This is a genomic window from Pseudomonas sp., from assembly GCF_026224925.1.
GTDB lineage: Bacteria > Pseudomonadota > Gammaproteobacteria > Pseudomonadales > Pseudomonadaceae > Aquipseudomonas.
Genome location: NZ_JAMFRV010000660.1, coordinates 1 through 23,738 on the forward strand (window position 1 = coordinate 1; position 23,738 = coordinate 23,738).

The 23,738-nt window shown below is 57.5% G+C and carries 20 protein-coding genes; 9 read left to right on the forward strand and 11 right to left on the reverse strand.

Annotated features, from left to right (window positions below):
- On the reverse strand, positions 1-1,690 hold a 1,690-nt coding region (locus M0974_RS27415; protein ID WP_297844581.1), incomplete at its 3' end, for a carbon starvation CstA family protein.
- Positions 1,691-1,898: 208 nt separating this feature from the next.
- On the opposite strand from M0974_RS27415, the gene M0974_RS27420 reads away from it, so the two are divergent.
- A complete protein-coding gene (locus M0974_RS27420; protein ID WP_297844583.1) occupies positions 1,899-3,257 on the forward strand; it encodes a cache domain-containing protein in 1,359 nt (452 codons plus the stop codon).
- An 18-nt stretch (positions 3,258-3,275) separates the two neighbouring features.
- Complete coding sequence (locus M0974_RS27425; RefSeq protein WP_297844586.1) at positions 3,276-3,908, forward strand: response regulator transcription factor; 633 nt, start codon at positions 3,276-3,278, stop codon at positions 3,906-3,908.
- A gap of 145 nt (positions 3,909-4,053) precedes the next feature.
- Here M0974_RS27425 and M0974_RS27430 read toward each other — a convergent pair whose 3' ends face one another.
- From M0974_RS27430 to M0974_RS27440, 3 genes are read right to left on the reverse strand one after another with little or no spacing between them, the layout of a single operon-like run.
- Entirely contained in the window at positions 4,054-5,514 is a 1,461-nt protein-coding gene (locus tag M0974_RS27430; protein ID WP_297844588.1) for an efflux transporter outer membrane subunit, read from the reverse strand.
- Positions 5,507-6,715, reverse strand: a complete 1,209-nt coding sequence (locus M0974_RS27435; protein ID WP_297844590.1) for an efflux RND transporter periplasmic adaptor subunit — start codon at positions 6,713-6,715, stop codon at positions 5,507-5,509. The genes M0974_RS27430 and M0974_RS27435 overlap by 8 nt, the downstream gene beginning before the upstream one ends.
- A gap of 1 nt (position 6,716) precedes the next feature.
- Positions 6,717-9,902: an efflux RND transporter permease subunit gene (locus M0974_RS27440; protein WP_297844593.1), complete on the reverse strand. Its 3,186-nt coding sequence runs from the start codon at positions 9,900-9,902 to the stop codon at positions 6,717-6,719.
- Between the two features lie 625 nt (positions 9,903-10,527).
- Here M0974_RS27440 and M0974_RS27445 point away from each other — a divergent pair.
- Positions 10,528-10,929 (forward strand): MarR family transcriptional regulator, encoded by a 402-nt coding sequence (locus M0974_RS27445; protein ID WP_297844595.1) that lies wholly within the window; start codon positions 10,528-10,530, stop codon positions 10,927-10,929.
- A 128-nt stretch (positions 10,930-11,057) separates the two neighbouring features.
- The gene (locus M0974_RS27450; RefSeq protein WP_297844598.1) at positions 11,058-11,378 is read left to right on the forward strand and encodes a hypothetical protein; all 321 of its coding nucleotides are present in this window, start codon (positions 11,058-11,060) and stop codon (positions 11,376-11,378) included.
- Between the two features lie 199 nt (positions 11,379-11,577).
- Here M0974_RS27450 and M0974_RS27455 read toward each other — a convergent pair whose 3' ends face one another.
- Entirely contained in the window at positions 11,578-11,799 is a 222-nt protein-coding gene (locus M0974_RS27455) for a co-regulatory protein PtrA N-terminal domain-containing protein (protein ID WP_297844600.1), read from the reverse strand.
- Positions 11,800-11,929: 130 nt separating this feature from the next.
- A complete protein-coding gene (locus M0974_RS27460; RefSeq protein ID WP_297844602.1) occupies positions 11,930-12,262 on the reverse strand; it encodes a hypothetical protein in 333 nt (110 codons plus the stop codon).
- A 218-nt stretch (positions 12,263-12,480) separates the two neighbouring features.
- On the opposite strand from M0974_RS27460, the gene M0974_RS27465 reads away from it, so the two are divergent.
- On the forward strand, positions 12,481-14,019 hold the full coding sequence (locus tag M0974_RS27465; protein WP_297844605.1) for a DUF1800 domain-containing protein: 1,539 nt from the start codon (positions 12,481-12,483) through the stop codon (positions 14,017-14,019).
- A 73-nt stretch (positions 14,020-14,092) separates the two neighbouring features.
- Positions 14,093-15,289 carry a DUF1501 domain-containing protein gene (locus M0974_RS27470; RefSeq protein ID WP_297844607.1) on the forward strand — a complete coding sequence of 399 codons (1,197 nt, stop codon included), beginning with the start codon at positions 14,093-14,095 and terminating at the stop codon, positions 15,287-15,289.
- A gap of 12 nt (positions 15,290-15,301) precedes the next feature.
- Here the strand turns inward: M0974_RS27470 and glsB are convergent, their stop codons facing one another.
- The gene (gene glsB, locus M0974_RS27475) at positions 15,302-16,210 is read right to left on the reverse strand and encodes a glutaminase B (RefSeq protein ID WP_297844611.1); all 909 of its coding nucleotides are present in this window, start codon (positions 16,208-16,210) and stop codon (positions 15,302-15,304) included.
- Between the two features lie 278 nt (positions 16,211-16,488).
- On the opposite strand from glsB, the gene M0974_RS27480 reads away from it, so the two are divergent.
- A complete protein-coding gene (locus M0974_RS27480) occupies positions 16,489-17,433 on the forward strand; it encodes an ABC transporter substrate-binding protein (RefSeq protein ID WP_297844613.1) in 945 nt (314 codons plus the stop codon).
- Between the two features lie 75 nt (positions 17,434-17,508).
- Here the strand turns inward: M0974_RS27480 and M0974_RS27485 are convergent, their stop codons facing one another.
- Together M0974_RS27485 and M0974_RS27490 are read right to left on the reverse strand one after the other, a co-directional pair.
- Entirely contained in the window at positions 17,509-19,872 is a 2,364-nt protein-coding gene (locus M0974_RS27485; RefSeq protein WP_297844615.1) for a DNA polymerase II, read from the reverse strand.
- 36 nt (positions 19,873-19,908) lie between these two features.
- The gene (locus M0974_RS27490; protein WP_297844617.1) at positions 19,909-20,799 is read right to left on the reverse strand and encodes a LysR family transcriptional regulator; all 891 of its coding nucleotides are present in this window, start codon (positions 20,797-20,799) and stop codon (positions 19,909-19,911) included.
- A gap of 108 nt (positions 20,800-20,907) precedes the next feature.
- Here M0974_RS27490 and M0974_RS27495 point away from each other — a divergent pair, with 108 nt between their 5' ends.
- Together M0974_RS27495 and M0974_RS27500 are read left to right on the forward strand one after the other, a co-directional pair.
- Positions 20,908-21,285 carry a cupin domain-containing protein gene (locus tag M0974_RS27495; RefSeq protein WP_297844619.1) on the forward strand — a complete coding sequence of 126 codons (378 nt, stop codon included), beginning with the start codon at positions 20,908-20,910 and terminating at the stop codon, positions 21,283-21,285.
- Positions 21,286-21,345: 60 nt separating this feature from the next.
- Positions 21,346-21,936, forward strand: a complete 591-nt coding sequence (locus M0974_RS27500; RefSeq protein ID WP_297844622.1) for a GNAT family protein — start codon at positions 21,346-21,348, stop codon at positions 21,934-21,936.
- Between the two features lie 262 nt (positions 21,937-22,198).
- Here M0974_RS27500 and M0974_RS27505 read toward each other — a convergent pair whose 3' ends face one another.
- Positions 22,199-23,161: a 2-hydroxyacid dehydrogenase gene (locus M0974_RS27505; protein WP_297844625.1), complete on the reverse strand. Its 963-nt coding sequence runs from the start codon at positions 23,159-23,161 to the stop codon at positions 22,199-22,201.
- Positions 23,162-23,254: 93 nt separating this feature from the next.
- Positions 23,255-23,738, reverse strand: a 484-nt coding sequence (locus tag M0974_RS27510; RefSeq protein WP_297844628.1) for an SDR family oxidoreductase, incomplete at its 5' end; no start/stop codon positions are given.

Below are 23,738 nucleotides of genomic sequence, written 5' to 3' on the forward strand. Positions count from 1 at the left end.
CCACGGTGGCGAGCATCAACGCGATACCGGCGAGCATCTGGTTGGAGATACCAAACAATGGCCACAAGGTGTTGATCCCGCCCAATGGGTCGATCACGCCTTGGTACAGCAGATAGCCCCACATCGCCACGCAACCGCCAGTGGCGATCAAGTTAGCCGTCCAGGACTCCGTACGCTTCAGCGCCGGGACGAATGTACCCAGCAAATCCTGAAGCATGAACCGACCGGCACGCGTGCCCGCATCGACTGCCGTCAGGATGAATAACGCTTCGAACAGAATCGCGAAGTGGTACCAGAACGCCATGGTGTCTTTGCCTGGCAATACCTGGTGTAGGATCTGCGCGATACCGACCGCCAAGGTTGGCGCGCCACCGGCACGGGCCAAGACCGTGGTCTCACCGATGTCTTTGGCCACTGCAACCAATGCGTCTGGGGTAATCGCAAAGCCCCAACTGCTGACGGTTTGCGCAACGGTCACCACATCACCGCCGACAATCGCTGCCGGGCTGTTCATGGCGAAGTACACGCCAGGGTCGATCACTGAAGCTGCGACCATGGCCATGATTGCCACGAATGACTCCATCAGCATGGCGCCGTAGCCGATGTAACGGGAGTTGGCTTCGCTATCGAGCAGCTTCGGCGTGGTACCCGACGCGATCAACGCGTGGAAGCCCGAAACCGCACCGCAGGCGATGGTGATGAACAGGAACGGAAACAGACCGCCCTTCCACACCGGACCCGTACCGTCGGTGAACTGCGTCAACGCTGGCATTTTCAGCTCAGGCGCAAGGACCAAGATACCGATGGCCAACGCGAGAATGGTGCCGATTTTCAGGAACGTCGACAGGTAATCACGTGGCGCCAATAACAGCCAAACCGGCAATACCGCTGCCACAAAACCGTAGCCAACCAACATCCAGGTGATTTGAATGCCGGTAAAGGTGAACGCCTTGGCCCAGACCGGGTCAGCAGCAACTTGCCCGCCAGCCCAAATCGACACCAGCAGCAGAATCACACCAATCAGCGAGATCTCGCCAATCCGGCCCGGACGGATGTAGCGCATGTACACGCCCATGAACATCGCCAGGGGGATGGTCGCCATGACCGTGAACATGCCCCACGGGCTGTCCGCCAAGGCTTTGACCACGATCAACGCTAACACCGCAAGGATGATGATCATGATCAGGAAGCAACCAAACAGTGCAATAGAACCAGGCACCTTGCCCATTTCCTCGCGCACCATCTCGCCCAGGGAACGGCCGTTGCGCCGCGTCGAGAGGAACAGAATCATGAAATCCTGCACTGCCCCGGCGAAGACCACGCCGGCGATCAGCCACAGCGTGCCCGGCAAGTAACCCATTTGCGCAGCCAGCACCGGGCCGACCAATGGGCCAGCGCCAGCGATGGCGGCAAAGTGGTGACCAAAAAGGATGTGCTTGTTGGTCGGCACGTAGTCCAGACCATCGTTGTTGAGGACTGCTGGGGTGGCACGACTTGGGTCAAGTTGCATCACTCTGGTGGCGATGAACTTGCTGTAATAGCGGTAGGCAACCAGATAGATTGCGACCGCGGCAACCACGATCCAGAGAGCATTGACGGCTTCACCGCGACGCAGCGCGACGACACCCAGTGCGAATGCCCCCAAGCAGGCAACGGCAAACCAAGCGAGATGTTTGGTCAGTCGGGTCATTGTGGGTCTCCTGCCGAGGACCGTAACCCTGCGGCGATAATTGTTATTGTGTGCCCTGTTAAATGAGCCCCGCTACTATCCGCGCACCGCGCTCGCATAGACATCCGCAATACTACCGGGGCACCTACGTAGTACTACGCGGGTAAAATGCAGCCGTACGCGGCTACCATGTGGCTCCTTTGCGCCCAAAACCCGGATTTCACTCGTCATGCAACTCAAACACAAGATCGTCGCACTCGGGATTCTGCCGCTGATACTCGCCGTCGCGGTCATCAGCGCGCTGGTGATTTCGCAAAACCAGCGACTGGGCGAACAGCAGGCGCAATTGATCGAAGACAGCATCCTCGCCAGCAAACGTGCCGAGCTGAAAAACTACGTGGAAATGGCAATGAGTTCCCTGGCGCCACTGTATAAGAGCGGTCGCGACGATGAGCAGACCAAGCAGCAGGTGCTCAAAGAACTGGAAAAACTGAGTTTCGGCATCAACGGTTACTTCTTCGTTTATGACCACAACGGCCGCAGCCTGATGCACCCGCGGCAAGCCGACTTGGTGGGCCGTGACCTGTGGAACATGACCGACCCCCATGGTCTGCCGGTGATTCAAGCGCTGCTGAAAAGCGCTCAGAGCGGCGACGGTTTCCAGCCTTATGCGTGGGAAAAGCCGTCCACTGGGCAAGTCACTGACAAGCTTGCCTACGTAGTGATGCTCGACCGCTGGGGCTGGATGCTCGGCACGGGGATTTACCTTGAAGACGTCGAACGCGCCACCCAGCAAGCCCGTGAAGAAGTGGCACACGGCATCCATACCACCATGCTTGCGATTGGCATCGTGGCACTGATTGCCGTGCTGTTGGTGTTCGCTGGCGGCCTGACCTTAAACGCCAGTGAACACCGCTTGGCTGATAAAAAGCTTCAGGGCCTGACCCAACGCATCGTCAGCCTTCAGGAAGAAGAACGCTCCAGACTGTCCCGTGAACTGCACGACGGCATCAGCCAAGTGCTGGTGTCGATCAAATTTCAATTCGAACTGGCAGGCCTTGAACTGGAAGCCGCCAGCGGCAAAGGTCCGGAGATTCTGCGCCAAGGCATCGAGCGACTGGCCGACGCGATTGGCGAGGTCCGGAGCATTTCCCACGACCTACGCCCTTCCCTGCTGGACACCCTCGGCCTGGCCGCCGCTGTTACGCAGTTGGTCACCGAGTTCGAACTGCGCAGCGGCCTGCGCGTGCACTATCAGAACAACCTTGGCGATTTCAAACTGGTGGATGGCGCGCCGGTGGCCTTGTTCCGCATCCTTCAGGAAGCCCTGACCAATATCGAACGTCACGCCCACGCCAAGAGCGTTTACATTGACCTGGAAGGTGACTCAGTGCAGATCAGGCTGTCGGTGTGCGACGACGGCGTGGGCTTCAAGATCAACCGGCTGGAGTCGATACAGGGAGGTATCGGCTTGCGCAACATTCGCGAACGGGTTGATCATTTCAGCGGTCAATTCAACCTGGCGTCGGTGCCGGGCAAAAGCGAACTGATCGTTACCCTGCCCACTCGACCGCGTTCACTCGCCTAGCACAACCAGAGCCTGCCAATGAGCCCCTCACACCCCATTCGTATCGCCTTGGTGGATGATCACGCGTTAGTGCGTGACGGCATACGTGCGTTACTGGCTGTTCGGCCTTCGTTTGATGTCGTTGGCGAAGCGCAAGATGGTCCCGAAGCCATCGAACTCTGCGGCCGGGTATCACCGGATATTCTGCTGGTCGATATTGGCCTCAAGGAAATGAACGGCCTGGAGTTAACCCGCTTGCTGCGCGCCCAGTACCCGGACATCAAAATCCTGATATTAAGCATGTACGACAACCAGGAATACATCGCCACGTCCATTCGCGCGGGCGCCAGCGGTTACGTGCTGAAAAACGCACCGTCCCGGGAAATCGTCGCGGCCATTGAAGCGATTGCCGCAGGCGGTACGTTTTACAGCGCCGAAGTCGCGCTCAAGCTGGCGAGCAAAAAGCCCGATGAAACCGAACTGACGCCAAGGGAAAGCCAAGTATTGGTGGGACTGGCCAAGGGCCTGGACAACAAGACCATCGCCCGGGAATTGGAAATCAGCGTACGCACGGTCGAAACCCACCGCCTGAGTATTCGACGCAAGTTGAACGTTGATAAACCGGCGGGCCTGGTCAAGTACGCCATGGAGCACGGTTTGCTGGCGCGTTGAACAGGCGCGCGAAACCTGAATTAATCCAAATTCAAGTGGGAGTGAATTCATTCACGAAGGCCGCGACTCGGTATGGCAGCCAAACCGCGCCACCTGCTTCCCGAATAGATTCGGTCCCACATCTACAAATAGTCCGTAGTTGGTTCTATCTCTGTGTGGTGGATGCAACCGCCACACTGGCAAGATCGCCTGTATTCCAGCCGCCACCCAGCGCTTTGATCAAGGCCACATTGGCACTTAGCTGACGCGTCTGAAGATCCAGCACGCTGCGCTGCGAATCAAGGGCAACGGTCTGCGCCTCAACCACATCCAGATACCCCACCGCACCTTGGCGATAACGTGCCAGGGCCAAGTCTTCCGAATACTGCGCGGCATCGGCTGCGTCATGCTGATCTTTCAGCGCATCGCCCAGCCCGGAGATCAATGTGAGGTTGTCCTCTACTTGCTGGAACGCGCCCAACACCACGCTCCGATAGCGAGCGCCCGCTTCGTCGGTTTGCGCTTTGGCAATATCAACTCCAGCTTGCCTCGCACCGGCGTCGAACAGCGTGGTCACCAATGTCGGACCGATTGCCCAGAACAGGTTGGGGGCCGCAAGCAAACCCGCGTATTCGTCGCTTTGATACCCCGCTTGCGCGCTGAGGGTAATCGTGGGGAAGAACGCCGCGCGGGCTACGCCGATTTTCGCATTGGCTTCAGCAATCCGTCGTTCCGAAGCGGCAATGTCAGGCCGCCGTTGCAACAATGCTGAAGGCACGCCGGTTGGCACCACGGGCAGCACAATGGCTTGGGTGTTGGAGCCGACGCTGAACTCCGACGCCGAAGCGCCCACCAGCGAAGCAATCGCATGCTCCATCAGCGCCCGCTGGGCAAGGTTTTGCTTAAGTTGCGACTTGGCCGACGACAGCTGCGTTTTCGCCCGGGATACGTCCAGCCCGGAAACGATGCCGCCGCCATGCAGGCCTTCGGTCAAGTTCACCGCCTTGGCATACGCGTCTGTGCTTTCCTTCAACAACTGCGTTTGCTGATCGAGACCGCGCAAGCGAATGTAGCTGTCGGCCAACTGGGTTTGCAGGCTCAGGCGCGCATTGGCCAGATCGGCTTTGCTCGCTTGCGCCTCATCGGTACCGGCGGCAACGGAGTCGCGCACGCGGCCCCACAGATCGACCTCGTAATCGACCTCGGCCCCCACGGTAAACGAGTTGTACTCCGGCCCCGCAGTGGCGGAGCGCAACGGACGGGTGTCGGATTGACGATCACGTTGGCCGTTGACGTTGCCTTTGACGCTAGGGAATAACCCCGATTGCACCTGCGTAACAAACGCCTGGGCCTGAGCATAATGCGCCAGGGCGGCGGCCAGGTCCGGGTTGTTGATCAACAAACGCTGCTGCAAATCATTGAGCTGCGGGTCGTTATAGATCCGCCACCAGCCATCGCGGCTTAACTGATCGGAGGGCTGCGCGGCGCGCCATGGGCCGTCCGTACGGTACTGCGCAGATACCGGGGTCTGCGGCGTCTGGTACTCCGGGGCCAAGTGACAAGCGCCAAGCCCAATCAATGTCGTCAGCAGGACACTGATTTTAAAAGCAGGTCGAGTATTAACCATGAGCTTTGGCCACTGCTTCGTTAGATTTGGCGGGATCGTTGGGTTTGGTGATTTGCACCATGTCACCGTCGAGCAAACCGTCTGGCGGCGTATCGATGACTTTATCGGTCGGCAACAGACCGGAGCCGATCTCCACCGCGTCGCCAAAGTCTCGGGCGATAGTTACAGTCTTGAATGAAACGTGATTGCCTTCACCAAGGGTCGCCACACGCATGCCGTGATCGTCGAACACCAGCGCGCTGGAGGGCAAGCGCAAGGCATTGGCTTGCACTGGAAGCTTGAACTGCACGGTGGTGAAGCTGCCCGGCATCAGGCGACGGCCAGGGTTTTCAACCAGTAATTGAACCAGCGTGGTGCCGGAGGCAGCGTTAACCGAGTCGGCCGAGGCGATCACTTTGGCGGTGAATTGCTCTTGCTGGTACTCCGGCACCGTGAGGCTGGCCGTCGCACCGGCACGCACCAATGGCGAAAAACTTTGTGGCACTTGCACGTACACCCGCAAACGGCTGACGTCCGACACCGCAAACAACTCCTGCGACGTGCCGCCACCGGCACTGATCAATTGACCAACGTCGGTGTTACGCGCTGTGACCACCCCATCAAACGGCGCGATCAGACGCTGGAAACCCTTGGTTGCGACCAGCCGTTCAACATCGGCTTTAGCAGCGGCAACGTCGGCCTGCTTGGCAGCTTGGTCACTGACGCGCTCGTCGACTTCCTGACGCGAAACCGAGTCTGATGCCAGCATCGCCTGCCAACGCTTTGCCGTAGTGCCCGCCAGGGACGAATTGGCTTGCGCTGTGGACAGTACCGCGCGGGCCTGGACCAATTGTTGGTCCAGCTCCGGCGTATCGATCTCAGCCAATAACTGCCCAGCTTTAACCGGCGCACCGATGTCGACTTTCCACGACTTCAAATAGCCGCCCACCCGTGCAGAAATCGACGCCCGGGAATAGGCTTCAAGCCTGCCCGGCAAGTTCAGCACAGGGCCCTGGGTCGCAGGGTTTGGCGTGATCAGCACAACGCTGGGTACCGCTTGGGTATCGGTCCAGACTTTCAGGTCTTTCGATTCGCTGGCCCGGATGGAAATTCCGGCTACTACCACAATGACGACGACGATCAGCGCGATGACGATGCGTAACAGGCCACCCCGCCGACGAGGAGGTGTTGTGTTGTTTGATGCAGAAGTGTCGATTGACATATCAAGACCCTTGAATGGCGGTTGCCGGGATGGACGCTTGATCGCGGCGTGCGTGAAGAATGCTGAAAATCACCGGTACCAGAAACAACGTTGCGACAGTGGCGAAGGCCAGGCCACCGATAACGGCTCGACCCAACGGCGCGTTTTGCTCGCCGCCCTCCCCCAAGCTCAAGGCCATGGGCGCCATCCCAATGATCATCGACAAGGCGGTCATCAATACCGGTCGGAAACGCGTGAAGCCAGCCTCAAGTGCGGCCTTGATCGGGTCGCCGTGGGCGGCCAGCTGTTCTCGACAGAAGCTGACCACCAGAATGGCGTTTGCGGTCGCCACCCCCATGCACATAATGGCCCCGGTCAACGCGGGTACTGACAACGTGGTATGCGTCATGAATAACGTCCAGACGATGCCCGCCAGTGCTGCCGGTAAGGCCGTGATGATCACAAACGGGTCAGTCCAGGACTGGAAGTTGACGACGATCAATAAGTAGATCAACACCACCGCGCCCAATATGCCGAATAGCATTCCGTTGAAGGCGTTGTTCATGGTCTGCACCTGCCCTTGAAACAGTACCTTCGAACCCTTTGGCACATCGCTGGCGCTGTCGGCAATAAGCTTCTGAATATCAGACGCCACCCCCCCGAGGTCACGGCCTTGAGTCGAGGCGAAGATCTCCACCACCGACTGAATGTCCGACTGGCTCACCACCGAGTTGCTGTGGGTACGCTCAATCGTCGCCAGACCGCCGAGAATCTGCCCGGCAGAACCCGGCCCCGAGGCGCTGAGCGGCAGGTTATGCAATGCCGCCAACGTGTCGAGATTGTACTGCGGGGTCTGCATCACGATCGGGTACGACACGCCGTTCGCGGTGTTCAGCCAGTACGTCGGAGCCACCTGACTGGAACCTGCAAAGTTGACCACCAGACTGTTGGTAATGTCGCGTTCGGTAATCCCGACCAGCTGCGCCCGGGTCCTATCCACATTGACCTTGAACGTCGGCAATTGTTGCGACTGCTGAACACGTGCATCCACCACGCCAGGCACCTTGCGCACGTCGCGCAATAGCTTGTTGGCATAAGCAAAGTTGCCCGCCAAATTGTTGCCTTGAATCTGCACATCGATGGGCGCTGCCGCTCCGAAATTGAGGATCTGACCGACGATGTCCGCTGGCGGATAAGAGAACACCACCCCGGGAAATTCTCGCGGCAGGCGCTCACGCATTTCACGCACATATTCGGCCGTGGGGCGGTGGTCCTCGTTGAGTTTGATCTGAATGTCAGTGTCCTGGGAGCCCACCGTCCCAGTGTTGTTATAGGCGGTGTTGATGCCGCTGACCGACAAGCCGATGTTGTCCACCATGGTGCCCAGTTCAGCAGCTGGAATGATCCGTCGAATGGAGTTTTCGACGTCGAAAATAACCTGCGCAGTGGTTTCGACGCGCATGCCAACGGGGGCCCGAACGTGCATCAGGATCTGTCCGGAGTCCACCGCAGGGAAGAAATTGCGCCCTAGATAAGGCACCAAACCGAAGGACAGCACAACGAAGCCAAGGAAGCAGGTGACAAACAAACCACGGTGGTGCAAAGCCGATTCCAGCATCGAATGATAGCTATCACGGAGTTTCTCGAACTGCTTTTCGAACCCCCGCTGGAAGCGCACCAGTGGATTTGAAGAAGGTTTGCGGTGTGCCTCCTCTTCCTCTTTGGTATGCGGCTTGAGCAAGAAGTTAGCCATTGTCGGCACCAAGGTACGCGACAGAATAAACGAGGCAATCATAGCGAAGATCACCGCTTCGGCCATTGGCACGAAGAGGAATCGAGCAACGCCATCGAGGAAGAACATCGGCACGAACACGATACAAATACACAGCAGCGAAACGAACGCCGGGGTCACGATCTGCGCGGCACCGTCGAGAATCGCCTCCTTTACTTGCTTGCCTTGTTCAAGGTGCCAGTTGATGTTCTCGATGGTCACTGTGGCATCGTCGACAAGGATACCAACGGCCAGCGCCAGCCCTCCCAAGGTCATGATGTTCAGGGTCTCGCCCAATGCAGAAAGCATCGCGATTGAAGACAGAATCGCCAGCGGAATCGATACCGCAATGATGACTGTCGAACGCCAGCTGCCGAGGAATAACAGGATCATCAAGCTGGTCAGTGCTGCAGCAATAACCCCCTCCCGGGCGACACTTTCAATGGCGGCGCGGACAAACAACGATTGATCACTGATAAAATCGATTTTCAAGTTTTCAGGTAACGCCGCCTTCGAGGCCTCGAGCTTTTCCCTGATCCCGGCGATAACCCCCAACGTCGATGCCGATCCGGTTTTCAAGACCGTAATCAATACCGAGCGACTACCGTTAACATGGACGATGTTCTGTTGCGGTGGATTGCCGTCGCGCACGCTGGCCACGTCACGCATCAGGACGGTCGTGCCGTTGACAGTCTTGATCGGCAAGTCCTCCAGATCGGCAATCGCCGACGGGGCGTTGTTCAGTTGCAGCATGTACTCGTAGCCGCCGATCTTTTCCGTACCGATAGGCGTGATCAGGTTTTGCGTGGCCAGGGCGTTAGCCACATCCTGGCCCGATAAACCGCGCGCTTGCATGGCCGCAGAATCCAGGTCGATCTGCACCTGCCGGCTTTTACCGCCAAACGGATAGGGCATGGCCGCGCCTGCAACCGTGGTCAGCATCAGCCGTACAGTGTTCAGTCCCAGGTCGCCCAGTTGCTGTTCGCTGAGGCCTTTGCCCGACAGCGCGAGCTGCACGATCGGCACCGTCGAGGCGCTGTAATTCAAAATCAGTGGCGGCGTGGTTCCTGGTGGCAACTGCTTCAGGATCGCCTGCGATACGGACGTCAGTTGCGCGTTGGCGGTACTGATATTCACGTTGGGCTGAAAGTAGACCTTGACGATGCCAAAGCCATTCAGCGATTGCGCCTCAATGTGCCGAACATCGTTGACGGTTGTGGTCAGCACCCGTTCAAAAGGTGAGGTAATTCGCCCCGCCATCTGGTCCGGGGACAGGCCGGTGTACTGCCAGATAACAGCAATCACAGGGATACGGATTTCAGGAAAAATATCGGTTGGCGTGCGCAAGGCAGCCAGCGGGCCGATGATCATAATAAATATCGCCAGCACGACAAAGGTATACGGCCGGCTTAAAGCTATACGTACGAGGCCTTGCATTATTGTTATCCGGACTGGAAACCGAGCAGAGACCGGCACACCTCAACGCAAACTGCTGGCGCGATGTGTTCCACTGCATATCCATGGTTACGTAAATGGCCGCGATGAGCCGCTGGGGCCGAACAGGACGTTCGATTATTCAGCAGGCTGAACGCACAGGTGCATGACAATTCGGGAGGGGTATTTCAACACAGACAGAAGTCACCGCTACCCGCAGGGCATATTGAATTCAGCCAGAACCGTCGGTTTTTTCATGACGGTATTGCCGACTGACACGCCACCAGAATTCGATCTTCATTAACGTCACCCTGCTGCAAAGCCCCACGAGCTGTGGCATGCGCCACCATATCGACATTAGAGGTATACGCCAACAAATTTCTGCGCAGGAACTACGCGCGTATTGCGGACAGTGCTTACTTTGCTCCTTTCCACGATAAAAGCGCTAGCTGAACCCTAACGTTAATCGACCGAATAAAGCCTTGCCCTTTAAAAAAGGCCGCCCATAATTGAGGCATATACCGTTATACCAGAGGATCAGATGATCAAAACACCGGTTTTGTTTTGTCCTGTCATCCCTGCCACCAGTGGTTGTTCCAATGGAGCCATCCGCCGTGCAGCGCGTCGTATGGGCCAGATATATGACGATGCGTTCGCACCCGCCGGGCTCAAAGGCACTCAATATTCATTGCTGTCGCAAATTTTTCGCCTGCAAGGCCCAACAATGCGCGGTTTGGCACAAGAGTTGGTCATGGACCTTTCAGCCTTGGGCCATACCCTTAAACCGCTAGAGCGCGACGGGTATGTCGAACTAACCGTGGACGCCACGGATCGCCGCTGCCGACGGGTTAATTTAACTGAAAACGGTGTACGTAAATATCAAGAAGCCCGCAAGATCTGGGAGCGCATCCGCAGCGCGTTCGATGACGTCTACGGCGTGGAAGAAGCAGCCCAGCTGCGCGCCACACTCGACTACGTTGCCTCAGCGAAGTTTGCCGCCGCAATGATGCTCAAGTTGGCTGACGACTGATATTTTTTCGAGAGCAACGACCCGGATGGATTATCCGCGGCCATCGCCACTCGTCGTCGTATCAGGCACTTTTCGGCTGCGCCATCACCCAAGTCATGTAACGACTCTATAAACCCCGGAGACGAATCATGACCATGAAATATGTCACGACCATTGCTTTCGCTACCTTGCTGTCGGCCACTTCCATGGTCACGATGGCGGCAACCACCGGTATTAGCGATCCAACGAACAGAACCCCTTCGACAACCGGCATGGGCGCCGACCCGACCAATGATCAAGGCACAACCAATCCGGAAAATGTCCTGAATCCGCCGAGCAAGAAAAATGAGAATTCCTCTCACGTTCCCGGCACAAAAGGCAGTAATAACAATGGCGCAGACCAATCTCCATCGACCGGTGTCGGCAAAGGCAGCGGTGCAAACGGCGACACTACTAACGAGATTAAGTAAGGTTTGTCGTAACGTTGTAGAAGCCAACTTGTTGGCGGGGCTGATCAGGTAAACCGTGTTGGGCATTCGCAAGCAAGCTCCCACAAGATCGCTGAAATGCCCCAAGTCCAGCGCCATGCCGAGAACACTGTGGGACCGAACTTGTTCGGGAAGCAGACGGCGCGGTGCCCCAGACAGACCGCGCCGTCGCCCGCGCGAATCATTCAGAACGATCAGTATCGCTGGCCTGATTTGTACTGACCACGGCTTTAGCGTGTTCGGCGCGTTGCTGTGCTTGAGCTTCCTCTTGCTGGTAATGCTGCATCACCGTGTCGGTGTGCGCCAACATCTGAGCTTGGGTGCGATCGCCACCGTCTGCGGCCATTGCGCCAACAGAAGTACCCAGCAAGGCGATAATGAATAAGGCTTTAAACGTTTTCATGAGTGTCTTCCAAATAGGGTCTATCGGCACTCATTGTGCCGACAGGAGCGTTAAGCTCGAGCCCATATTGGGGGGATGGACCTTTCAGCCTGATCCCCGCTACATGAATTATTTTACAGGTTGGTTTAAATCAGTTAACCCAACCGCCACCACGCCAGTGCCAGCCATCAGGGCGGTGTTCCCAATGCGGGTGCACATAGCGATAGCCCGGACGCATCGGTTCCCAATGTCCACCAACGGCCACGTAACGCGCGCCGTCCCAGCGCCAATAGCCATGAGCCCAGATAAAGCCTTCGCGGCGACCTGGCTCCTGTTCGACGATACGTTCCGGAGGTGGTTGTGGAGAGACGACTTCAACGTACTCGGTTTGCACGGGACGATCGTGAACAACGCGACGTTCATGCACAACGCAGCCGCTGGTCACAGCGACCACAGCAACTACTGCTACACAGCGAAAAAACATAGTTTTGCCTCGGTTACACTTTGGACACATTTTGAAACGTACAGCACTTTGATCATCCATGACAGCAGTTTTACCGGACCATTACATTCGGCTACAAGCCTCGTCCTGCGGGCGCAGTGGCCCACTTGCCAGCCTTCACATAGGCGGCCACTATGGGTGCAGATGCGCCTCTGACCGTCAGTTCGACGTCATGGAAATCTCATCTCGGAAACCTATCAATGCCCGCGCCCAGCATCACGTTGCGCCCTTTGTGCCTATCGATTTGCCTGCTGGTGCTTGCTCCTTTTCCAGTACTGGCAAGCACCCCAGCAGCATTGAACCCAGCCGATATTGCCTGGTTGCGGCGCGACGGTTTTGACCTCGACGCAGCGAGCGTCATGCGTTTGCGGTCCATGGGCCGTACGGGACTGTTAGAGGCGCAACTGACTGAGCGTATTCCCGAACAACTGCCACCCGCCATCAGCACATTGCTGCACGGCTACCCTGCCCTCACGTCTTCGCTTGAAGCGTCCTTGATCACACGCAAGCAGGAGCAAGACCAGCTCAACGCAATGCCTGATGGCGACGACAAAGTGGCTGCAAAAAAAGCGGCACAGCAGGCGGCCAATGAGTTCGGCCAACAAGCGCAGGAAATTGTCATGTTACGGGCGGTCTACGGACCGAACCAATTAAAGGAGCAGTTGATCAGCTTTTGGCTCAACCATTTCAGCGTCTACATGGGCAAGGGGCGCGTGCGCTGGATGGCGGCGGATTATGAAGAGCAGGTAATTCGTCCGCACGCGCTGGGCAAATTCAAAGACCTGGTGATGGCGACGCTAAAGAGCCCGGCAATGCTTGAGTATTTAGACAATGCGCAAAACGCCGAAGGTAAAGTTAATGAAAATTATGCCCGCGAGCTGATGGAGTTACATACGCTCGGTGTGGGTTCGGGATACACCCAGCAAGACGTGCAACAACTGGCGCTGATTTTGACTGGCTCCGGGCTTGTACCGCTGGATGGCAAGGAGCAAAAATTTCCGCCGGCACTCGCGCCGTTTGTAGTGCGCGAAGGTTTGTTCCAATTTAACCCCAAGCGCCATGACTTCAGTGACAAAGTTCTGCTGGGGCAGCCCATCAAGGGCTCAGGATTCGAAGAAGTGACCCAGGCTGTAGAGCTGATCACGCGCCAAAAAGCCTGCGCACAATTTATTTCACGTCAGTTGGCCCAGTATTTTGTCGCCGACAACCCGCCGCAAGCGTTGGTCGAGCGCATGGCCGCGACCTTCCTGCGCAGCGATGGGGATATCGCCCAAGTCATGCGAACACTGTTTCAGTCCAGGGAGTTGCAACAAACCGCGGGAACGAAGTTCAAGGACCCGATCCAGTTCGTCGCCTCTTCGGTACGGCTGGCGTATGACGGCAAATCCCTGGCCAACGCCATGCCCATGGTCAACTGGCTGAATCAGATGGGCGAGCCGGTGTTCGGACGCGTCACGCCAGACGGTTGGCCCCTGGACTCCAGCGGCTGGACCAGTTCGGGGCAGCTGTCCAAACGCTTTGAAATAGCGCGCAATATCGGCCGCGGCGACAACCGATTGTTTACCCCAGAAGGCAGTCCCAAGGCAGGTATCGGATTTCCAATGATTACCACACGGCTTTTTTACGATGCGGTTGCTCCGGGTTTGAGTGCTGCGACGCGAGGGGCACTGGACCAAGCCGCTTCGCAGCAGGAATGGAACACGTACCTGTTGTCCTCGCCTGATTTCAACAGCCGATGACAGCATTGATGACGTGAGCATGGCCAAGGCCGGCTGAATCTCCATCACGATCCATTGCGTCATGAGGTGCCTAATGAACCGCCGAGAATTCCTGATTGCCAGCGCTGCGGCTGCGGCCTTGCCGAGCCTGTCGTTTTCCGGAAAGTTATTTGCCGCACCGCCCTCGGCGCCGCGATTCCTGTTCGTCTTCCTGCGTGGCGGCTATGACTGCAACAATTTGCTGGTGCCATACAACAGCGACTTCTACTACGAGTCACGGCCAACGCTTGCCATCGCCAGACCCGACCCGAGCAACCTCAACAGTGCCATTGCGCTGGACTCCAATTGGGGCCTGAACCCGGTCCTGCGTGACTCGATTTATCCGTTGTGGCAGCGCAAACAAATCGCCTTCGTCCCGTTTGCCGGCACCGACGACCTGTCGCGCAGCCACTTCGAGACTCAAGACAACATTGAGTCAGGGGAACCCAGTGATAAGCGCAACGGCTATGGTTCGGGCTTTCTGGCGCGCCTCGCCCAAGCGTCGCCGGGCAGCGCGCCGATTGCCTTCACGGACGCGTTGCCGCTGAGCTTTCAGGGCGGTAAAGACATCCCGAATCTGTCGTTGAGGGGAGTCTCCAAACCGGCTTTCGATGACCGGCAATCATCGATTCTCGCGGGTATGTACAAGGGCACCCCGCTCGCCGCCTCTGCGTCTGATGGCCTTGAACTGCGCCAGCATGTATCGAAAGACCTTGAGGAAGAAATGATGCGCGCCAATCGTGGCGCGGCAACAGCAAAGAACTTCTCCGCAGAGACCCAGCGTATGGCGACCTTGATGCGCGACCAGTACCGACTGGGTTTCGTCGATGTGGGCGGTTGGGATACTCACGTCAATCAAGGCAGCACCACCGGCAATCTCGCCAATAACCTCGCCAACCTAGGGCAAGGTTTGGCGGCATATGCCGAGGCGCTGGGCGATGAATGGAACAACACCACGGTGGTGGTTGTGTCCGAGTTCGGTCGCACGTTTCGCGAGAACGGCGATCGCGGAACCGATCATGGCCATGGCACGGTGTATTGGGTGCTGGGGGGCAATGTTCGGGGCGGGCGCATCGTCGGTGAACAAGTGGCGGTGAACCAAAAAACGCTGCTGCAAAACCGCGATTACCCGGTGCTCAACAATTACCGCGATTTGCTGGGTGGGTTGCTGGGCCGCACGTGGGGCCTATCCACCTCGCAGCTTCAGGCGGTATTTCCGGGCGCGCGACCCAATACGTTGCAACTGGTCTGAGCATCGCGTACGTTAGAACACCGACCAACCGATCCGCTGACTGAGCAGTTCCAGCGCCGCCATGCCGACCAACGAGTTACCGGCGGCGTTCAACTCGGGGGACCATACACATACGGTAAATCGCCCCGGCACCACCGCAACGATTCCACCACCGACGCCACTTTTCCCGGGCAGACCGACGCGGTAAGCAAAATTACCCGCCTCATCGTACAAACCGCTGGTGGCCATGATCGAATTAACTTGCTGGGTTTGCCGCCCTGTCAGAATTTTTTCGCCACTGTGCTTACAGAAGCCATCGCTGGCGAGAAAGCAGAAGGCACGTGCCAAATCAACGCAGCTCATGCGCAGCGCGCAATGGCTGAAATAGCTACGCAGCACGACCTCGACTTCGTTGTGAAAATTACCGAAGGACTGCATCAAATACGCCATCGCCGCATTGCGTGCACGATGTTGGTATTCCGATTCGGCGACCCGCCCATCCACCAAGATGCCCATATTGCCGGACAGCCGACGAACAAAGTCACGCATCGACAAAGGTGGTGCGGCAAAGCGCGATTGGTTGATGTCGCAGATCACCAACGCTCCGGCATTGATAAACGGGTTGCGCGGCCGACCGCGCTCGAACTCCAGTTGCACCAACGAATTGAATGGCTGCCCGGACGGCTCATGGCCCAAGCGCTGCCAGATCTCTTCACCGGAATGCTGAATGGCCTGCACCAGGCTAAAAACCTTGGAAATACTCTGCACGGAGAACGGCGTTTGCGCGTCTCCCGCGCAAAATAACTCGCCATCGTTGCTGTACACGGCGATGCCCAATTGGTGAGCCGGGACATCTGCCAGGGCCGGGATGTAATCGGCGACTTTGCCGTGGCCAATCAACGGGCGGACTTCGTCAAGAATTTCATTCAACAGTGCTTGCATGCTCAGGCTCGCATCCACTCCCCGAACGGCTCCAGGGATACGTTTTCTAGACGCAAGATGTGCCGGCGAAAGCACAGTTTTCGTGGGCGATAACCTGAAGGTGCAACTGTTGACTGACCAACAGTGGGTCAACACATTGCTAGTTTTTTGACAGGGTTTTGAATGACCAACCGGATCTGAAGTGATTGGAGAACCCGGTGGGAGCCTCCCACCGATCCCACTGAATAGTTGGCATAGGCCGTGCAATCGCTCAGCAGAACTCCTATCGAGACACTGCAATGAACGTGCTCCGCCTTTTGCGCAACAGCCTGGCAACGTTGACCGTCGTGGTGCCGCTGGCCCATGCCGCTGCCCCCATCACCTTGGTGGTCGGCGATCAGAATTACTACAACGTCCAGGCCTCGGTTGAAGCCTCGGGCGTACTGCAAGGCGCGCCCTATACCGTCGACTGGAAGCACTTTCAGTCGGCTGCACCGGTGGCTGAAGGTTTACAAGCCGGCGCGCTGGACCTCGGTTTTCTCGGTGACTCCGGCTTTATCTTTCTTGCGGCTAAAGGTGCAGCAGTCAAGTTGATTGGTGTGTCACGGCAAAACCCCGACACCATTGCATTGCTGGTGCCCAAGGATTCACCGGCGAAAACCATTCAGGACCTCAAAGGCAAGAAGGTCGCCTATTGGCCGGGCGCCTGGAGCCAACAGTTGACGTTGCGAGCATTGGAACAGGCCGGCTTACCGAACGATTATGTGGAGTTCGTCAAACTGATGCCTATCGATGCCGCCGCTGCATTGCCTCAGGGCAGCATCGACGCATTCCCGGTGTGGGAGCCGTACATCTCGCAGCAGGAAGTATTTTCTGGCGCACGACCGATTATCACTGCGCGGAACTTGATGCCGGGATTGTCCAGCATTGCGGCTAATGCCAACTCGATCGAGCCTAAGCGTGCCGCCATCACCGACTTTCTTCAACGCTTGAAAAAAGCCCGCGCATGGGTACAAGCCAACAAAAACACCTACGCAGACGTATGGGCGCAGAAGTCGGGCCTTGATCAAAGCGTATCGCGGCACTGGATCGGTCAAGCCGACATGACCGTCGAACCGGTCAACGCCAACGCGGCTTCGGACTACCAAGACACAGCTGACTTTTTGGTGAAGACCGGCGCATTACCCACTGCGTTTGATACCAAAAGTGTGATTGATACGTCTTTCAGCAAAGCGTTCGACTGAGTTGATTGGATATTTATAACCGCGCCGAGATCCCGCACCCCAGCGGAAATCTGCGCGATTACGTAAACAGACTGTTCAAAACAACCCCAGCTGCCCACCGATCAATGTACTGAAGTCATCGTTCACGAACGGCAGAATCGCATCCGCCACCGGTTGCAGTTGGCGGGTGACGTAGTGGTCGTAGTCAATCGGCGCGGCTTGGGTTTCCAGCGGTTCAGGGCCGACGGTGGTCATCAGGTAGCTGATCCAGCCGCCACTTTGGTATTGCCGCGGCCTGCCCTGTCGGTCGTTGTACTCATCGGCGATTCGCGCGGCGCGCACGTGGGGTGGCACGTTGCGTTGGTAATCATCGAGTTTGCGCCGCAGCCGCTTGCGGTAGATCAGCAGCTCATCAAGATCGCCTTTCAGGGTCTTGCGAACGTAATCACGTACGTAATCCTGGTACGGTAGCCGATTAAAGATTCGTTGGTAGAGCTCTTGCTGAAACTGTTGGGCCAACGGTGACCAATCGGTTCGAACCGTTTCCAAGCCTTTGTAGACCATCTCATCGCGACCGTCCGCACGCCTGACCAAGCCGGCGTAACGCTTCTTGCTGCCCTCCTCGGCGCCACGCAGGGTCGGCATCAGAAAGCGCCGGAAGTGGGTCTCGAATTGCAACTCAAGCGCGCTGTCCAGACCAAACGTCTGCTGCAAATGCTCGCCCCACCACTGGTTGACACGCTTGACCAACGCCCGGCCGATACGTGCTGCATCGTCTTCGGTATGAGTGCTGCGCAGCCAAACAAACGTCGAGTCCGTATCGCCATAAATCACCGCATACCCTTCGGCCTCGATCAGCTCCCGGGTTCTGCGCATGATCTCGTGGCCGCGCAACGTGATGGACGACGCCAAACGCGGATCGAAAAACCTACAGCCACTGGACCCCAGCACCCCGTAGAACGCATTCATGATGATTTTCAACGCTTGGGACAGCGGCGCATTGCGTTCCAGTTTCGCCACCTCACGCCCTTGGGATACCCGGGAGATGATCGACGGCAAACAATGCCGTGTTCGCGAAAAACGTGCGCCACGAAAACCCGGTACTGACGCATCGTCGCCGGGGTGAAGCATGCCTTCGACCAACCCCACAGGATCGATGAGGAACGTACGAATAATCGACGGATACAGGCTCTTGTAATCAAGCACCAATACCGACTCATACAGACCTGGCTTGGAGTCCATGACGAAACCGCCGGGGCTGGCTTCGGGCGGGCGCTCTCCCAGGTTGGGCGCAACGAAGCCTTGGCGATGCATCAACGGCATGTAGAGGTTGCTGAAGGCGGCTGCAGAACCTCCACTGCTGTCTGCAGGCAAGCCGGTCACCGAGGCCCGCTCCAGCAGAAAGGTCAGCAGCTCGGTCTTGGCGAAAATCCGTGTCACCAACTCGCAGTCCTTGAGGTTGTAGCGCGCCAACGCGGGCTTGTCCTCGGCGAACATGCGGTTGATTTCGTCCATGCGCTGGTAGGCGTTGTTGATCGCCTTACCCTCCCCCAGCAGCGTCTGCGCGACGTTCTCCAGACTGAACGACGGAAAGCTCCAGGTCGCTGAACGCAAGGCTTCAATCCCGTCGATGATCAAGCGCCCGGCAGCCGAGGCGAAGTAATGATTACTGCGCGTACCATGTTGGCGCCAGCCCATTTCCTCGCCGCCGCGTCCGAGACGCAAGGGCACTTTCAGACGCTGAGCGTGCTCGTGCAAGACGCGTAAATCGAATTGCACCAAGTTCCAGCCAATGATCGCGTCAGGGTCGTGCAGGGCCAACCACGCGTTAAGTTTTTCAAGCAATAGCCCACGGGTCTCGCAATATTCGAACAGAAAGTCGACGTCGTCATTCACACCGTTTGGCGGACCGAGCATGTAGACCTGACGCTGACCACAGCCTTCCAGCGCGATGGAATACAGCTCGCCTTGGGCCGTGGTTTCGATGTCCAGTGACACCAGCCGCAGCGACGGCCGATAACCCGAAGCCGGTTTCATCTGTGCATCAAGCAGCACACCGTTGGCGTCCAGGGTTCCGCTAAACGCCACTGGTGCGGTGATGAACCGCTCCATCATGTAACGCTCGGGTGGACGAATATCCGCCTCGTAGACATCGACGCCAAATGCACGCAATTGCTTATCAATATTCATCAACTGCCGGTGCTGTTGGCAATACAGGCCCAACACCGGGCGATGGCGAAAGTCACACAGCTCCAGCGGCTTGAGCTCAATGTTGCGCTCACTGCGCAACAATGACTCTGCCCGCGCGCGTTGTTCAGCGGGAATAAACGCCACAGAGGGTTGGTGCGGCAGGCGAATGCGCCGAGGGCCGTTATCCGTTGCCAGCCAGAACTCGACTTCCGTACCGGAGGCCGTGTCACGCCAATGTCGGGTCAGGACAAACCCCTGTTGTACATCCACCACTGCAACCTCGATAACGTGAATCAGGGCGCGAGTCTACGTGCCAACGCGTCGGATAGCGTGCACAAGCTGCGTCTCAACGCGATAGTAATCGCGAATCAGCCCACCCAGCGCCAGGGCCGCAGCAGACGGCTCGCCCTTGGCAAAATGCAGTTCAATGGCAAAGTCGCCCAAATCCGGCAGCCCCGACCGCGCGTCGAGTATGTTCAGCCCTTCGGGAATTGTGGAGGTGAGCCAGGCCGTCACCGCCATTTCCGTGCGAACCATCGCCGTCGTGGCTTCGATGCTGGCGTTATCAAACACGATCCGCCATGGAATCTGCTCGCGGTCCAGCCGTTCGAACAGCATCTCGCGGAAAATACAGCGTTCGGTGACCATGCACACCGGCAGCGGGCGCATCTCATGGGCCTTGCCAACGCTGAGCCACACCAGTCGTTCGACGCTCAGCCGCTCACCGGTGCTCTCCGGCTCGGTAACTGGCGTCTGACACAGCACCATGTCCATCTCGCCCCGGGCCAAGCCTTCCATTAACACCAGCGAAGCACCCGAGACCATGGCCACGTCCACCGCCGGATAACGTTTGACGAACGCGCGCAAGATCGGCGGAAAGTGCGTGCCAACCAAATCGAAAGGGACGCCAATACGCACTTTCTCAGGCGCGACATAGGCGCTCATCATTTCGAACAGACGCTCGTTGGCGCTGATCAGCCGTCGAGCTTCCGGCAGCAGTGTATGGCCCTGAACGGTGAGTGTGCTGCCCCGAGCGTCCCGTTCAATCAACTGGCAGCCAAAAAAGTTTTCCAGTCGCTTGATCCGCTGACTGACACCACCCTGAGTGACATGCAACCGCGCAGCCGCTGCGGAGAGGCTACCCAATTGAGCCACCGCTATGAAGGTTTGCAGCAAATCCAAATCGACGTTTCGCATGGGCTTAAGCCATTAACATTACTAATGGGGGCCACTATAAAGATTCGTTACGGGCATGGCCGCTTTTTGTTTACCTTAAACGCTTCTTGAACCCATGGAGCGATCCACATGCCCTCTCTTTCCCAGCCTGTGAACGTTGCCGAGGCCCTGAATTCGCTCACCGCGCACTGGTCACCTAAAGTCGTTGGTCGGGTCAACGATCAGTACATCAAAGTCGCCAAGCTCAAGGGCGAACTGATGTGGCACGCCCACGATGATGAAGATGAAACGTTCATGGTGATCTACGGCACCTTGAAAATTCAGCTACCAGACGCTGAAGTCGTTATTAACGCGGGCGAGTTTTTTACCGTGCCGCGAGGTGTACGCCACAACCCGGTGGCCGAGGAAGAGTGCGGCGTGATGCTGATCGAGACTGTCACCACCCTGCACACCGGCACTGAAATCACCTCGCGCAGCGTACCTATCGACGCTCAACTTCTGTCCTGATAACTGCTAGCCTTGCGGGTCCTTGAACGGACGTAAACCACCTCGGACCCGCTGCCAACCATGAACGCCCTATCTCTTGACATCGACCTGACGGGAGTGACCGTCGAACTTCAACCGCTGCAACTCAACCACAGGTCGCAACTGCTGGATGCCGCCGCCGACGGAGAGCTGTGGAACATGACGCTCACGGTAGTGCCAGGACCAGACACGGTCGAGCAATACCTGGCCACTGCGCTAGAAGGGCGGCAGGTGGGAACAGTCATGCCATTCGTGATCGTCCAGCGCGAGACCGGAAAACTGGTGGGCAGTACGCGCTTCTGGAAGATCGATCGAAAGAACCGCAAGTTGGAAATCGGTCACACCTGGCTGAGCGAATCAATCCAGCGATCGGGGATCAATACCGAGGTTAAATACCTGTTGTTAACCCACGCGTTCGAGGTAATGAACTGCGTGCGGGTGCAGTTCACCACTGACGAGCTGAATGAAAAATCCCGTGCGGCGATACTGCGCATTGGCGCCACCCAGGAAGGCATCGTCCGTCACGAACGGATAATGCCCGACGGCCGCAAACGCAACTCGGTGCGGTTCAGCATCATCGACTCGGAGTGGCCGACGGTGAAGGCGTTGCTGGAAGCGAAAATGCGTCGTTGAAAACACCCCAGAGGTGGACGGGTGTCCAACTTCTGGGGCGCAGTTCATTTGTGGATTGCACAAAATTCGGTGGCATGCCGAGATTCGGTGGGACCGAACTTGTTCGGGAAGCAGACGACGCGGTTCATCAGACATACCGCGGCGCTACCTTCGCGAACAAGTTCGCTCCCACCGGAATCTGTGGATTGCCCTCAAACATAGATCTCCCAAAGGGGCTCGTGTGCCTGAAGCTATTGCAGCGCGTGCGGCCCCCTATTCAGGCTCAAGTCGTCAGGCTGTAAGCCGGGCGCTCGCCACGGAAGTTCTGCTCCAGACTGACCACCACGATCTCGCCCATGCGAGTACGGGTTTCCACTGTTGCGCTGGCGCGGTGCGGTTGCAACACCACATTCTCCATGCTCCACAGCGCTTCGGGCACATGCGGTTCGTCGACGAACACGTCCAGCCCAGCACCGGCAATCCGGCCTTCAGTCAGCGCAGCGACCAAGTCACCTTCATTGACCAACTTGCCCCGCGCGACGTTGATCAGGTAGCCATCTTTGCCCAGCGCATTCAGCACCTGGGCATTAATGATCCCTTCCACTTTATCGGCGGCAGCGGCGACGATCAGCGCATCGCACTGCTCGGCCAACGCGGTCAGGTTGTCGAAAAACTCATAAGGCACATCACTCATCGCTTGCAGATCGGTGTAACTAATCTTGCAATTGAACGCTGCAGCACGAGTGGCTACGGCGCGCCCTACCCGGCCCAGACCAACGATACCGACGCGCATACCGCTAAACTGGCGAGCCAACGGCAAAGGCACCAACGGCGTCGCGCTTTTGCCCCACTTGCCATCACGCACATAACGGTCGCCGGTGTTGATCCCACGGCAAGCAGCAATCAACAGACCAATCGCCAAGTCGGCAACGTCTTCGGTCAACGCGCCAATGGTGGCAGTCACGTGAATACCGCGCTCGCGAGCATACGCCATGTCCACCGCATCAGTGCCGACGCCGTTGACCGCAACCACTTCCAGAGCAGGCAAGCGCTCCATCATGGCTCTGGTGATCCCGGTATGACCGCCGGAAATCACGCCGCGAATATTCGCCGCGTGTTCTACCAAATAGGCTTCTTTATCGGCCTGAGCTTGCTGAAAATACGGTCGAATGGTGAACAGCTCATTCAACTTGGCGTTGATCGACGGGATCAACACAGGACTCAACTGCAGAATTTCGGGCTTCATGGGCAAGACTCATGACGGAATAGGGGCGCGCAGAAGTAACTGCGGGTTACGCAAACCCGCAGTCACTCCAAGGAACATTCAAATAAAGACCAATCAGCCCCGACCAACGAACGGCATGTTGGTTGCCATCACTGTCATGTTCAGCACGTTGGCGGACAACGGCAGCGCAGCGATATAACGCACGGCATCGGCGATGTGCTTAACGTCAACCATCGGTTCAATCGCGGTTTGCCCGTTGGCTTGACGCACGCCTTTGGTCATGCGTACCGACAAGTCAGTCAGCGCGTTGCCAATGTCGATCTGGCTGCAGGCAATGTTGTACTCGCGGCCATCCAGCGCCAAGGATTTGGTCAAACCCAGCACCGCGTGTTTACTGGCGGTGTAAGGCCCGGTGAAAGGGCGTGGTGTATGGGCAGAGATAGAACCGTTATTGATGATGCGACCGCCCTGCGGGCTTTGTTTTCTCATCAAACCGAACGCGCCGCGAGCACACAGAAACACACCGGTGACGTTGGTGTTGATTACGTTCAACCACAAGTCGACGTCAAGTTCGTCCACCGGAACGGCCGGGGCGGGC